The sequence below is a fragment of the Solwaraspora sp. WMMD406 genome (genome assembly GCF_029626025.1).
Lineage (GTDB): Bacteria > Actinomycetota > Actinomycetes > Mycobacteriales > Micromonosporaceae > Micromonospora_E.
The window spans coordinates 6,241,261-6,254,580 of the sequence record NZ_JARUBF010000001.1 but is presented as its reverse complement, the minus strand read 5'-3'; the positions used below and the strand labels follow the sequence as shown (position 1 = coordinate 6,254,580).

The following is a 13,320-nucleotide window of genomic DNA, read 5'->3' as shown; positions in this document are numbered from 1 at the left end:
CGTAGCTGATCCCGGCCGTAGCTGATTTTGGAGCCCGTACGATGAAACTCGCCCGCGACACCTGGCTGATCTTCCAGCGGCAGGCGTTGCTGCTGCTACGCAACCCCGTCTGGATCTTCGTCGGGGTGTTCCAGCCGATCATGTACCTGCTGCTGTTCGCGCCGCTGCTCAAGCCGGCGCTGGCCCCGATGGGGGCGAGCAGTGACGCCGAGGTGTACCGGATCTTCGTACCCGGTCTGCTGGTGCTGCTGGCCATCTTCGGTGGCCTGTTCCAAGGCTTCGGCCTGATCGCCGAACTGCGGGCCGGCGTCATCGAACGGTCCCGGGTCACCCCGATCAGCCGGCTGGCGCTGCTGCTCGGCCGCAGCCTGCGCGACGTGATGTCGCTGCTGCTGCAGGCCGTCATCATCACCGCGCTGGCGATCCCGTTCGGCCTCGCCGTACACCTGGGCAACCTGCTGCTGGCGTACCTGCTGCTGGCCCTGATCGCGTTGATGACCTCGGCGGTCTCCTACGGGGTGGCGCTGCTGGTGCGCAGCGAGGACGCGCTGGCGCCGCTGATGAACACGGTCGCCCAGCCGGTGCTGCTGCTCTCCGGCATCCTGCTGCCGCTGGCGTTCGCCCCGCTGTGGTTGCAGCGGGTCGCCCAGTGGAACCCGTTCGCCTGGGCGGTGGACGGCACCCGGGCGCTGTTCGCCGGCGATCTCGGCAACGACGCCGTCTGGCAGGGGCTGTTGATCACCCTGGTGCTGGCCAGCCTCGCGGTCACCTGGGCCGCTCGCGCTTTCGCCCGCAGCGTCCGCTGAACCGGCTGGCCTGCCTTGCTCGTCCCTTGGAGTCGGGCTGCCCTCTGCGCACGGCAACGGCACAGAGGGCAGCGGCACCAGACTACCGGCGGACCGTGAACTCGGCCGGCACGAAGCCGGGCGGTCAGCGGCGGCGGGCCAGGGTCAGCCCGTCGGCGATCGCCAGCATCACCACGTCCACCCGGTCGTCGGCGGCGACCTCGCGGTTGAACGCCACCATTGCCCGGTCCTCCTCGCTCTGCGGCTGCAGGACCCGACCGTGCCGCAGCACGTTGTCCACCACGATCAGCCCGCCCGGTCGCATCCGGGGCACCAGTTCGGCCCAGTACACCGGGTAGCTGATCTTGTCGGCGTCGATGAAGGCCAGATCGAGGTACGGCTCGGCCGGCAGCGCCCGCAGCGATTCGGCCGCCGGTCCGATCCGCAGATCGATCCGATCCTGTACGCCCGCGCGCTCCCAGTAGCGGCGGGCCACCGAGGTGAAGGTCTCCGAGACGTCGAGGCAGACCAGCTGCCCGTCCGGACCGAGGCCACGGGCGATGGCCAGCGCGGACAGCCCGGTGAAGGTGCCGACCTCGACCGCCTGGCGGGCGTTCACCAGCCGGGTCAACAGGGTCAGCAACGCTGCCTGCTCCGGCGCGACCTGCATCTGCGCGTTGTCCGGCAGCGCGGTCGCGGTCTCCTCGATCAGATCGCCGACGATTTCGTCCGGCGGGGTGCCATGAGCCACGACGTACTCCTGGAGCGCGTCGGTCATCGGCAAGGTCTTGGTGGTCATAGGGCAGACGCTAGCCCGATCACCGCCCGTCGTCGGCCGCGCCCCACAGATCCGTGATCGAATGGCCGATCTCGGTGACCAGCCGGCGCAGCACCGGCAGGGACAGCCCGACCACCGTGCCGTGGTCACCCTCGATCCGATCCAGGAACACCCCGCCCAGACCGTCGATCGTGAACGCGCCGGCCACCCGCAACGGCTCGCCGGTGCCGACGTACGCGGCGATCTCGGCGTCGGTGACGTCGGCGAAGTGCACCACGGTCGCGGCGGCGGCCTCGGCGTGTTTTCCGGTGGTCAGGCTGATCAGACTGTGCCCGGTGTAGAGCACCCCGGACCGGCCACGCATCTGCCGCCAGCGCCGGGTCGCGTCGTCGGCGTCGGCGGGTTTGCCGAACACCTCGCCGTCGAAGGCGAGCACCGAGTCGCAACCGAGCACCAGTACGTCCGCAGCGTCGCCGGCCGCAGCGTCGCCGGCCGCAGCGTCGCCTTCCGCCAGCGCGCCCGCCGCGTCGGGATCGCGTCCCCGGAGCCGGTCGGCGACGGCCGTCATCTTCAACCGGGCCAGCGCCAGGCACAGCTCGTCGGCCCGGTCCAGCAGCACCGACGATTCGTCGACCCCGCTCACCAGCACCTCAGGGGTGATCCCGGCGGCTTGCAACAGCTTGTGCCGGGCCGGGCTCGCCGACGCGAGCACCAGACGCGGCTGCAGGGAGGTACGCACGACTCGTCACGCTACGGCACCGGCCCCGACCGGCCGCGCACCCGGGCCGGTGCCGGGCGGCGAACCCGGGCCGATACCGGGCGGCGGAGCCGGACCACCAGCAGCAGCCCGACGGCGCAGAGCAGCGTCACCGTACCGACACCGGCCACCAGCACGCCGGTAGCCAGCGGCCGCGCCTCCCGCCCGCCGGCTACCGCCCCCACCGGCGGCGGTGCACCGGCGGGCCGCTCGTCGACGGACACCGGGTCCGGCGGCGGCTCGCCGGCCGATGGGACGCCGGTCGGCGGCGGATCGACGGTCAACGCCGCCACCAGATCGACGACGCCGTGCCCGTACCGGTCGTCGTGACCCGGTGGTCCCCGGTCGGCGGCCGTCGCGGTCAGCCGCTCGACCACCTCGCGGGCCGTCATGGTCGGAAAGCGGCTACGGATCAGCGCGACGGCGCCGGAGACCACGGCGGTCGCGGTCGAGGTGCCCGTGCTGGCGAGGTAGCCGCCGTCCGGGGTTGTGCTGTGCATTTGTACGCCGGGCGCGGTGACGCTGATCCGGGAACCGGTGACCGAGATCGGGTCGTACTCCCCGTCGCGGCCGACCGCGCCGACCGCCACGACTCCGTCGACGAAAGCGGGAAAGGCGACGCCCACGTCTCGTGGCCGGTTGCCGGCTGCCGCGACGACGACGACGTCGGCGGCCAACGCCGCCTGGACGGCAGCGGCGAGCGACGGAGACGGGGCGCTCGACGTGGACACGTTGATCACGTCGGCTCCGGCGCGTACGGCGGCGTCGATGCCGGCGGCGAGCTGGTCGGGCAGGGCGTCACCGGACCGGACCCGGTCCCGTACCGGGATCAGGGTGGCCCGTGGCGCGATCCCGAGTACGCCGGAGCCGTCCGGCCGGCCGTGCGCGGCGATCAGCCCCGCGACCGAGGTTCCATGTCCGTCGTCGTCGATCGTGGCGGCAGCGGGGTCGCTGGTGACCAGGTCGACCCCGGTGGTCAGGTTGTCCCGCAGGTCAGGGTGACCGGCCACACCGGTGTCCACGACCGCGACCCGTACCCCGGATCCCCGGGACAGTTGGTGTGCACGGGAGACCGCCAGGAAGTCCAGATGCCACTGCCGGCCACGATCCGGATCGGGCCGCCGCGCGGCCGCGACCGCCGGGTCGGCGACCACACCGCCGACACCGACGGCGCCGACACCGACGGCGCCGACCAGGACCAGCAGCAGGACCTGCGCCAGCACCAGCGACAGGACGTGCGGCAGGACGCTGTGACGGCCGTGCGTCGGCAGCGCTTCTGGAAGGTCACGCATCAGCGCCGTGCCTCGATGGCGGGGCCGGGATCGTGTCGAGGGGCGGCGGCGGGCCGGAGCACCGCCGGATCGCTGCGGTGGGTCCGCCGGGACTCGTCGAACTCGATGTCGACCTCCTCGCGCCCCGGTCGGTCGGTGACCGGGCGGGCGGTCGCCGGCACGATGACCCCGCCGACCGGGTTGAGCCGTGACGCCGGTGTCGTGCCGCGAGCCGGACCGACCGCCGCTGACGCCGGCGGGACACCTTGAACCGGAGCCGGGCTCGGCCCGCCACCCGCCGTGATGACACCGCCGGACAGCGCGACCTGTGGCGGTCGGTGGTGGGTCGTGGCAGCCGGCTGGCCGGGCCGACCGGACACCCCGTGCCCGGCCACCGAGCCGTACCCGGTCGTTGCGGGGCCGCCCGGGACGCGGTCCGCTGCCGGTGGCGTACCCGCCGGTCGACTCGCCCCGGCCGGCGCGGTCGACGACGCCCCTGCGTTGGCTCGCGCCCCGATCGCGGCACCCCCGATCGCGGCCGCCGCCAGACCGGCACCACCTGCGAGGCTGACGACCGACCGACTCACGTCGGTGCCGGCGGGGCCGATGCCGGCGGTGCCGCCGCTGGTGATGGAGTCGATGGTGGCGACATGAGCGGTGCCGAGAGCGGCGGACGCAGTGCCGGCGTGACCGCTCGCCAGGCCGATTCCCGCGCCCGTACCGATGTCCGGCCGGCTCGACGCACCAGCCGCGCCGACCGGGGCGGTGCCGCCGCGGGCACCGCCGCTGCCCACGACGCTGGCGCCGGGGGCAGGGACGTCGGCGCCGGGGACGCCGGTGCCGGTGCCGGAGATGACGTACGCGGGTGGTTGACGGATCTGGACGCGGGCCTGCACCAGGGTGTCACTCAGCTGTCGCATCACGGCCCGGGCCCGGTCGTCGATCCGGGCCAGATCGGCGTCGGTGACCTGGGGCGGATCGATCTGTCTGGCCCGCATCGGCCGCTGGCCGGCGACGCCGAGCTGCTCCTGGACCGCCCGCTGCCGGCGCAGGTCCACGTACTCCTCGTACAGCCGGCGCAACTCGTACCGCGAGTTCGACAAGGTGGTGACCGCGACGCGCAACGCGGTGTGGTTCGCCACCGCCACCTCGTACGTCGACCGGACGTTGGCGATCAGCTGATCCATCCGGTTCACGAAGAGCGCGGCCGCACCGCTGCGATCCGGCGGCCAGACGGCGACGAGACGGTCCCGATGCCGACGCAGTCCAGTTAGGTGGGTCGCGGCGAGCTCGTACGCGCGTTGCCAGCCAACCACCTGCCGCCACCGGCCGGCGACGTCCTGTCGTTCCAGCAGCCGCCACATCGCCTCGGTGTCGAAGCGGTGCCAGTCCGTCCCCGCCCCGCCGACGCCGGGCTCACGCATCCGGCGACACCCGGTCCAGGGCCGCTTCGACGTCCGCCAACCGGGCGGCGGCCAGCGCGTCCACGTCGCGATAGCGCGCACTGACCGTCGCCGCCGCCGTCGCGACGGCACCGGTGGCGGTCTGGTAGAAGTGCATCAGATACGCGGTGTCCCGGGCGGCGATCCCGTGCGTGCCGAGAAATCCGGCGAGTTCCGGGAACGTGTCCGGATCCGCAGCGGCGTCGGCGACTCCCGTGACCCCGGCTGATCCCTCCGGTAGCAGGTCGGTGAAGACCTGTTCGACATGCCGCGCGTAGTGCCCGGTGACCTCCGCCGCCAACGAGTCGGCGAACTCCGCCAACCCGTCGACGTCCGCCTCGATCGCGCCATAGTCGGCGAGCCACGACGGTGGATGCCGATCCTCATCGAGCAGACCCATCCGACCTCCCCAGGTGTGACCGCAGGGTCTCTGTCGGTGAGGCTAGCCGGCGCGCGCACGTCGAATCGTCCGTTGGATTCGGGCGGTGCCGGCCGGGTCGACCGCCGCGACCGCCACGACCGGCGCTCAGCGCGGGAGCGCCGACCCACGCCACGCCTGCGGCCCAGGTCGGGGAAGTCGGCCCGCGACCGGGCGGGCGCTGCGGGCCCACCGTGACGGCGCCTGCAGCGAGGGGCTGCTGTCGGGAACCGGACGGGTACGGGTGAGCAGAACGGCGACCAGGGCGGCGAGTTCCTCGGCGTTCGGCGTACCCCGGACGATCCGCCAGTCCAGACCCTGCGCCGCCGGGGCGGCCGGTGCGGTGGCGGCCAGGGGTTCTTGCGGTACGTCGGCCACCCGGCGAGCGTACGCCGCTGGGACGCACCGGATGTCCGGCGCGGTCGGGGCGGCCGGGCACGATGGTCGGATCGCGCCGGTACGGTGCACGATGGTGACAGCCGTACGAGATGGTCGTGCTGAACCTTTTGCCAGGCGGAAAGGTTCGCGGATCGTACAAGATGACGCGCGGCTCACACCGGCCGCGTGCCGACAGTGTGGCACTCAGGTCTTCCGGGTACGGTCATTTGGATGTCCGTCGTGCCCCCGCAACTTGTCGCAGACCGTTACCGGCTGGTCGAGCCGCTCGGTCAAGGTGGCATGGGCCGGGTCTGGAAGGCCCGCGACGAGGTGTTGCACCGCGACGTGGCGATCAAGGAACTCGTGCCACCGCCCGGACTGACCAACCAAGAACGCCGCGAGATGCGGGAACGGTCGCTGCGGGAGGCGCGGGCGATCGCCCGACTCAATCACATCAACGTGGTCCGGGTCTTCGACGTCCTACGGACCGATGGTGATCCGTGGATCGTCATGGAATACGTGCCGTCCCGGTCGCTGCAGGACGTGCTCGCCACGGACGGTCCGGTCTCGTCCGTACGCGCCGCCGAGATCGGACTCGGCGTCCTCGGGGCGTTGCGGTCGGCGCATCTGTCCGGCGTCATGCACCGCGACGTCAAACCGGGAAACGTCCTGCTCGGTCACGACGGCCGGGTGGTGCTCACCGACTTCGGCCTGGCCACCGTGCCGGGTGACCCCAACGTCACCCGTACCGGCCTGGTGCTCGGCTCGCCCGCCTACATCGCGCCGGAGCGCGCCCGCACCGGTAGCGCCGGACCGGAAGGTGACCTGTGGTCGCTCGGCGCGACCCTCTACGCGGCGGTCGAAGGCCAGTCCCCGTACGCCCGCCCGACCGCCATCGCCACCCTTTCCGCGTTGGCGACCGAACCACCGCCACCGGCCCGGCGCGCCGGGCCGCTCAAGCCGGTCCTGGCCGGTCTGCTGCGTAAGGATCCGTTGGCCCGGATGCGGGCCGACGAGGCGGAGCGGTTGCTGATCCGCGCCACGGGTCGCGGTCCGCGTCGGGGACGGTCTCTGCTGGACGGAGTACGCCGGCCGAGCCCGTTCGGTCCGCGTGAGTCGCGGTCCGAGTTCGTCCCCGGTCCGCGTACCGCCTCGACCCGGACGCCGATCCCGCCGCCGGACCCCGGATCCCCGCCGCCGGTCGCTCCGCTGCCGACCGCGTTGCCGGTGGTGCCCGGGCCGGCGAAGTACGGCCAGGTCTCCCCGCCGTCGTCGGCGGATCCGACCGCTGCCGTCTCGGCACCGCCGCCGGCCGGTGAGACGACGGTGTTGCCGAAGTCGGACGGACCAGCGGTGACGCCACCGGCCGCTGAGACCAGCGTGCTGCCGGTGGGACAGGGCGGCGACGCGACCGCCGTGGTCCGTGACGACGCGACCGCCGTCGTCCGTGACGCTGTGACCGCTGACGATCAGACCACGTCGACGGCCGGCGCGACGGGGACCGGGACCGCTGACACGGGCACCGGGTCCGGCGCGGGTACGCCCGGCAAACGGGCTCGGCCCAAGCGTGGTGCCAGCCGGACGGGCCCGGCGAAGTCTGGCGCGACGCACCCGAAGGCCCCGGACGGCGTCGATGTCGACCCGAGATCCGCCCTGGCCGGGGCGGCGCTCACCGCCGCGACCGCCACCGGTGAAGCGCAGCAACCGGCAGCGCCGGTAGACGACAGCGATTCCGCTGGCGGCCCGCAGGAGCCGGCCGACACCCTGGAACCGAAGGTCCACGCCGAGGGCCCGGAAACCGCGGCCGCACCGGAAAAATCAGGTAACGAGCCGGAAGGGCCAGGTAGTGAGCCAGCCGCCCATCCCGTGTCGGCCGGCACCGCCGCGCCGGTGGCGGCCGCAGCCGCTGTTGCCACACCCCGTGACCAGAACTGGTCCAGACCAGCGCTGCTCGTCGACCGGGTCAGCCGAACGGCCGGCTCGATTCCCCGTACCTGGCTGCTCGGTGGAGTGGCCGGCGTACTCGTCCTGGCGTTGCTGGTGACCGTCGCGCTGCTCAGCGGCGGCGGCGAAGGCGAACGGCGCGGACAGGTCGGCACCGGGCCGGCCAGCTCGTCGGCGCCGACCGAAGCCGCGCCACCCACCTCCGCCGCGCCCAGCGCCGAACCGACGCTCGAACCGACTTCGAACGTGACGCCGTCGCCATCCGTGGTCACCAGCGCGCCCAACGTACCGCCGCCCGTGCCGGACCCCGTCGACCCGCCAGAACAAGACGGTGACCTGCCCGCCGGGTGGCGGCTGCATCGCGACTCCACCGGGTTCGCCGTGCCCGTACCCGAAGGATGGTCGGTCAGCCGCGATCGCACCCGTGTCGAGTTCCGCGAGAGCGGTGGGCTCGGCCGCCTGATCATCATCGACCAGACGAACGAACCGAAGGCCGATCCGGTGGCGGACTGGCAGAGCCAGGAGCAGAGCCGCCGCGGTGGCTACCGCGACTACGAACGGGTCCGGATCGTCGCCGTCGACTACTACCTGCGCGCCGCAGACTGGGAGTTCCGCTACACCAGCAACCGGGGAAACCGGCTGCAGGTGCTCAACCGTGGGTTCGTCACCGCGCCCGACCAGGCGTACTCGATCTACTGGTCCACCACCGCCGAACGGTGGGAGCAGGACCTGTCGTACTTCGAGCTGATGGCCAGCCGCTTCCAGCCCGCCGGCAGCTGACAGGCATGGGCCGCTGATCTTCTGGGTACCTCCCCCGGCACGACGGAAGGGAGGTGCGACATGAGCAACCGACGACGGATTGCCAAGCCCAGCGTGGCACTGTGGATGCTGGTCGCGCTGGCCGACGTGGCCCTGCTGGTCGCCAGCGTGGGGCTGTTGACCGTACTGCTGGTTCTCGGTGGCGTCGCGGCCGTGGCCGTCGCCGCGGTCGGGGCGTACCAACTGATCGGACGCGACCTGGCCGGCGACAACCGGACGCCAGTCCCGGCGACCGTGCCGATCCGGCGCCGCAGCTGAGTCGGCTCCGCAGCGCCGCTGAGGTGATTCCGGAGCGAGGTGGCGGCAGCCGGACCAGTCATCGACGACGACGTACCCCGATGGCCGATCCCGCTGCCGCCCGGCTCCGCTGCCGTCCACCCGCCGCCCTGCTTCGTCCGGCCTGGCACGCACCGCGCCTGGTGCGCCTCGCCCGGGGTGAGTAGGCTCGCGGGCTGTGTCGATCACCGGGCTGACGCAGATGTGGGACCGCCTCTTCGGGGCGCAGCCCGACCCGCCGCCGCTGCTCGTGTTGATCACCGCGGCCGTGGCGCTCGCCGTCGTGGCGACCCGGCTGCCGTGGCGGATCGCCCGTAACGCGATCACCATCGCCCACGAGGGCGGCCACGCCCTCGTCGCGCTGCTCACCGGCCGCAAGCTCAGAGGCATCCGACTGCATTCGGACACCTCCGGTCTGACCCTGTCGGCCGGCAAACCCACCGGACTCGGCATGATCCTCACCTTGCTGGTGGGGTACGTCGCACCATCGCTCGTCGGCCTGGCCGGTGCCTGGCTGCTCGGCGGCAACCGGATCACCCTCCTGCTGTGGATCGCCGTCGCGTTGCTGTTCGCCATGCTGGTGATGATCCGCAACCTGTTCGGGATCGTGTCGATCCTGGTCACCGGCGGGGTGGTCTTCGCGGTCTCCTGGTTCGCCAGCCCTGAGGTCCAGGCCGCCTTCGCCTACACCGGAGTGTGGTTCCTGCTGATCGGCGGCATCCGCCCGGTCGGCGAACTGCAGCGGCTGCGCGCCCGGGGTCGGTCCCCGGAATCCGACGCCGACCAGCTGGCCTGGCTGACCCGGGTGCCCGGACTGTTCTGGGTCGGCTTCTTCGGGCTGGTGAACCTCGCCGCGTTGGTCGTCGGCGCGTTGTTGCTCACCGGCCCGATGCTGCCCGAACTCAGCCTGCCTGCCGCCGGCCTGCCTGCCGCCGGCCGACCCTGATGCCTCGGCACCCGTTCTCACAACGGGATGTTGCCGTGCTTCTTCGGCGGCAACGTCTCGCGCTTGCCGCGCAACATCCGCAGCCCCCGGGCCACCTGCAGCCGGGTCTGCGCGGGCGCGATCACCGCGTCCACGTAGCCCCGCTCGGCCGCGACGTAAGGGTTGGCCAGCCGGTCCTCGTACTCGGCGATCCGTTGGGCGCGGACGGCCACCGGATCGTCGGCGGCGGCCAACTCGGACCGGTAGAGGATGTTCACCGCACCCTGCGCGCCCATCACCGCGATCTGCGCGGTCGGCCAGGCGAAGTTGAGATCCGCGCCGAGGTGCTTCGAGCCCATCACGTCGTACGCGCCACCGTAGGCCTTGCGGGTGATGACGGTGACCTTCGGCACGGTCGCCTCGGCGTACGCGTAGATCAGCTTCGCGCCGCGCCGGATGATGCCGTCCCACTCCTGGTCGGTGCCGGGCAGGAAACCGGGTACGTCGACGAAGGTGAGCACCGGGATGTTGAACGCGTCGCAGGTACGGACGAACCGGGCCGCCTTCTCCGAGGCGCCGATGTCCAGGCAGCCGGCGAAGTGCATCGGCTGGTTGGCCACCACGCCGACCGGCCGGCCCTCGACCCGGCCGAACCCGACGATGATGTTGCGCGCGTACAACGGCTGGACCTCGAGGAACTCGCCGTCGTCGACGACGTGCTCGATCACCCGGTGCATGTCGTACGGATGGTTGGCCGAGTCCGGGATGAGGGTGTCGAGTTCCCGGTCGGTCTCGGTCACGGCGGGTTCGGCGTCGACCGGCAGCGCCGGCGGGTCGTCCAGGTTGTTGCTCGGCAGGTACGCCAGCAGCGCCTTGACGTAGTCGATCGCGTCCTGCTCGTCGCTGGCGAGGTAGTGGGCGTTGCCGCTGGTGGTGTTGTGGGTACGGGCACCACCGAGCTCTTCCATCCCGACGTCCTCGCCGGTGACCGTCTTGATCACGTCCGGGCCGGTGATGAACATGTGCGAGGTCTGGTCCACCATGACGGTGAAGTCGGTGACGGCGGGGGAGTAGACCGCCCCGCCCGCGCACGGCCCCATCACCAGGGAGATCTGCGGGAGCACCCCGGACGCCCGGACGTTGCGGAAGAAGATCTCGCCGTACAGGCCGAGGCTGACCACGCCTTCCTGGATCCGGGCCCCGCCGGAGTCGTTGATGCCGATCACCGGGCAGCCGGTCTTCATCGCCAGGTCCATCACCTTGACGATTTTCTCGCCGAACACCTCGCCCAGGGATCCACCGAAGACGGTGAAGTCCTGCGCGAAGACGCACACCTGACGGCCGTCGACGGTGCCGTACCCGGTGATCACGCCGTCGCCGTACGGGCGGGTGCGTTCCAGCCCGAAGTTGGTGGAGCGGTGCCGTGCCAATTCGTCCAGCTCGACGAAGGAGCCCTCGTCGAGCAGCATGGCGATCCGCTCCCGGGCGGTCTTCTTGCCTCGGGCGTGCTGCTTCTCTACCGCCCGGGCCGAGCCGGCGTGCACCGCCTCGTCCACCCGGCGTTCCAGGTCCGCCAACTTCCCGGCGGTGCCATGGATGTCGATCTCGGTCTCGGGTTGTTCGCTCGTCACGCCCACACGCGGATGGTATCGACGCCTCGAACCGCGGCGTGTCCCGCCGGGTGGGTCGGCAGCGGGCCCCGACGCGTCCGGCCCTTCGACGCGTCGCCCTGCGACAGGTCGGCCCTGCGACGAGTCGGCAAACCGTACGACGTTTCCTGTGTGTTCCCCGGTTCGTTACCTCCACCGTGGCGGTCTTGGGAATCGCGCTGATCGTGTCCGGGGTGGGGGTGCTGCTCGCCATGCGCGGCACGCTGTGGCCCTCGAACGCGGCGGGAAGACGTGGCTGTCGCCGTGGTCGGCGTCGGGCGGGTCGAGTCGGGATCCTGCGGCGTCAGGCGGTCGCGGCATCAGGACGGCGCGCCACGCCGCCTCCCGGTCCTGCTGCGGTTGCCATCGCCGTACCTGTTCCCGAGCCCGTGCCTGGGCCGGTGACGGTTCCCCAGCAGCGGCTACCGGCCGGTCCCGACCGTCACCGGCCGGATCGGGTCCGGTCGCGCGGCACGGTCTATCTGCCGGTCAGCCCACGTCGGCCGGGTCACGACGATTACGGCGACACCACCGAGGAGTTCGACTGGTTCGATCGGCCCGGGTACGTGCCGTCGGCCCAGGCGTCGGTCGCCGTACCGGTGGTGGGAACGACGGTCGCCGGCCGACCGTACCGTGGTGTGGTGCGAGTGCCGCTGGTCCGGGATCCGGTCAGCGCGGCACTGGCCGCTGGTGCGATCAGGGTGCCGCTGATCCGGGGCCGGGTCACCGCCGAGCCGGAGCCAGCGCCGGAGCCAGTGCCAGTGCCAGCGCCGCTGCGGGAGCCAGTGCCGGCGTGGGCCGGCCGCCACCATCGCGACTGAGGCCAGCCGTACGCTGGCGGGATGGCTGGCTCGCCGTACACCGATCTGGACCGTCCCCCGCTGAACGGGTCGGCCCTGCGCCGCGCCCTGCTCACCCCGGACGGTCTCTGGACCGAGGTGCGGGTCCTGTCCCGAACCGGTTCCACCAATGCCGACGTGATCGCCGCTGCCCGCACCGGGGCTGCCGAAGGTCTGGTCGTGACCGCCGAGCAGCAGACCGCCGGTCGTGGCCGGCTGGGCCGAGACTGGGTGTCGCCGCCACGGGCCGGGCTCGCGGTCAGCCTGCTGCTGCGGCCCGGACTGCCACGGCCTGAGCGGGGTTGGCCGGCCGTGTCGCCGGCCCGGTACGGCTGGCTGCCGTTGCTGGCGGGGGTGGCGCTGGCCGAGGCGGTGCTGCGGCTGGCGGAGGTGCCGGCCGGCTTGAAGTGGCCCAACGATCTGTTGATCGGTGAGGCCAAATGCGCCGGCATTCTCGCCGAGACCGTGCCGGGCGAGACCGTGCCGGGCGAGACCGTGCCGGGCGAGACCGTGCCGGGCGAGACGGCATCGGGCGAGACGGCGTCTGGTGGGGCGGTGCCGGGTGGGGCGGCGCCGGCCGTGGTGCTCGGCATCGGGCTCAACGTGACGGTACGGGCCGACGAGCTTCCGTCGGCGGCCGGCACCGGGCTTCCGGCGACGTCGCTGCGGCTCGCCGGCGCCGCCGCGGCCGACCGTGATCCCCTTCTCCGGGCCCTGCTGCGTGGCCTGGAGAGCTGGTACGGCCGCTGGCGTGCCGCCGGTGGCGACGCCTCCGCCGCCGGGCTGCGTACGGCGTTCCTGCGGCACTGCGTGACGGTCGACCGCCGGGTGCGGGTCTCTTTGCCTACCGGGGCGGTACGGGCCGGCGTGGCCGTCGGTGTCGACGACGACGGCCGCCTCGTGGTGCGCGACGCGGACGGCGATCTCACGGTCGCCGCCGGGGACGTGCTGCACGTGCGTCCGGGCGACGCGCCGGGAAACGGTACGCACGGTTGACCGCGTGGACGGCGGTAAGCCGCTACGGTCACCCCGGCGACCC

General features: G+C 72.4%; 12 protein-coding genes and 1 pseudogene. 6 read left to right on the top strand and 7 right to left on the bottom strand.

The window, feature by feature from the left end:
* Positions 1-41: 41 nt before the first annotated feature.
* Positions 42-806, top strand: coding sequence for an ABC transporter permease (locus tag O7632_RS27800; RefSeq protein ID WP_278118566.1), 765 nt, complete (start codon positions 42-44; stop codon positions 804-806).
* A gap of 124 nt (positions 807-930) precedes the next feature.
* On the opposite strand, the gene O7632_RS27795 is transcribed toward O7632_RS27800, so the two are convergent.
* From O7632_RS27795 to O7632_RS27770, 6 genes are all read right to left on the bottom strand, one after another.
* Positions 931-1,584 carry an O-methyltransferase gene (locus O7632_RS27795; protein WP_278118564.1) on the bottom strand — a complete coding sequence of 218 codons (654 nt, stop codon included), beginning with the start codon at positions 1,582-1,584 and terminating at the stop codon, positions 931-933.
* A 19-nt stretch (positions 1,585-1,603) separates the two neighbouring features.
* Positions 1,604-2,302, bottom strand: coding sequence for a Maf family protein (locus O7632_RS27790; RefSeq protein ID WP_278118563.1), 699 nt, complete (start codon positions 2,300-2,302; stop codon positions 1,604-1,606).
* An 11-nt stretch (positions 2,303-2,313) separates the two neighbouring features.
* On the bottom strand, positions 2,314-3,612 hold the full coding sequence (locus O7632_RS27785) for a S8 family serine peptidase (RefSeq protein WP_278118560.1): 1,299 nt from the start codon (positions 3,610-3,612) through the stop codon (positions 2,314-2,316).
* Positions 3,612-5,015 (bottom strand): hypothetical protein, encoded by a 1,404-nt coding sequence (locus tag O7632_RS27780; protein WP_278118559.1) that lies wholly within the window; start codon positions 5,013-5,015, stop codon positions 3,612-3,614. Before O7632_RS27780 ends, O7632_RS27785 begins: the two co-directional genes overlap by 1 nt.
* A complete protein-coding gene (locus O7632_RS27775) occupies positions 5,008-5,433 on the bottom strand; it encodes a hypothetical protein (protein WP_278118558.1) in 426 nt (141 codons plus the stop codon). Before O7632_RS27775 ends, O7632_RS27780 begins: the two co-directional genes overlap by 8 nt.
* A gap of 126 nt (positions 5,434-5,559) precedes the next feature.
* Entirely contained in the window at positions 5,560-5,805 is a 246-nt protein-coding gene (locus O7632_RS27770) for an acyl-CoA carboxylase subunit epsilon (RefSeq protein ID WP_278120452.1), read from the bottom strand.
* 255 nt (positions 5,806-6,060) lie between these two features.
* On the opposite strand from O7632_RS27770, the pseudogene O7632_RS27765 reads away from it, so the two are divergent.
* The 3 genes and pseudogenes from O7632_RS27765 to O7632_RS27755 form a co-directional block, all read left to right on the top strand.
* A pseudogene (locus O7632_RS27765) lies at positions 6,061-6,993 on the top strand (serine/threonine-protein kinase); the annotation flags it as partial.
* Positions 6,994-8,613: 1,620 nt separating this feature from the next.
* Positions 8,614-8,850: a hypothetical protein gene (locus O7632_RS27760; protein ID WP_278118556.1), complete on the top strand. Its 237-nt coding sequence runs from the start codon at positions 8,614-8,616 to the stop codon at positions 8,848-8,850.
* 220 nt (positions 8,851-9,070) lie between these two features.
* Positions 9,071-9,814 (top strand): M50 family metallopeptidase, encoded by a 744-nt coding sequence (locus O7632_RS27755; RefSeq protein ID WP_278120450.1) that lies wholly within the window; start codon positions 9,071-9,073, stop codon positions 9,812-9,814.
* 17 nt (positions 9,815-9,831) lie between these two features.
* Here O7632_RS27755 and O7632_RS27750 read toward each other — a convergent pair whose 3' ends face one another.
* Positions 9,832-11,424: an acyl-CoA carboxylase subunit beta gene (locus O7632_RS27750; RefSeq protein ID WP_278120448.1), complete on the bottom strand. Its 1,593-nt coding sequence runs from the start codon at positions 11,422-11,424 to the stop codon at positions 9,832-9,834.
* A 419-nt stretch (positions 11,425-11,843) separates the two neighbouring features.
* On the opposite strand from O7632_RS27750, the gene O7632_RS27745 reads away from it, so the two are divergent.
* Together O7632_RS27745 and O7632_RS27740 are read left to right on the top strand one after the other, a co-directional pair.
* A complete protein-coding gene (locus O7632_RS27745) occupies positions 11,844-12,263 on the top strand; it encodes a hypothetical protein (RefSeq protein ID WP_278118554.1) in 420 nt (139 codons plus the stop codon).
* Positions 12,264-12,284: 21 nt separating this feature from the next.
* A complete protein-coding gene (locus O7632_RS27740; protein ID WP_278118552.1) occupies positions 12,285-13,277 on the top strand; it encodes a biotin--[acetyl-CoA-carboxylase] ligase in 993 nt (330 codons plus the stop codon).
* The last annotated feature ends 43 nt before the right edge of the window (positions 13,278-13,320 follow it).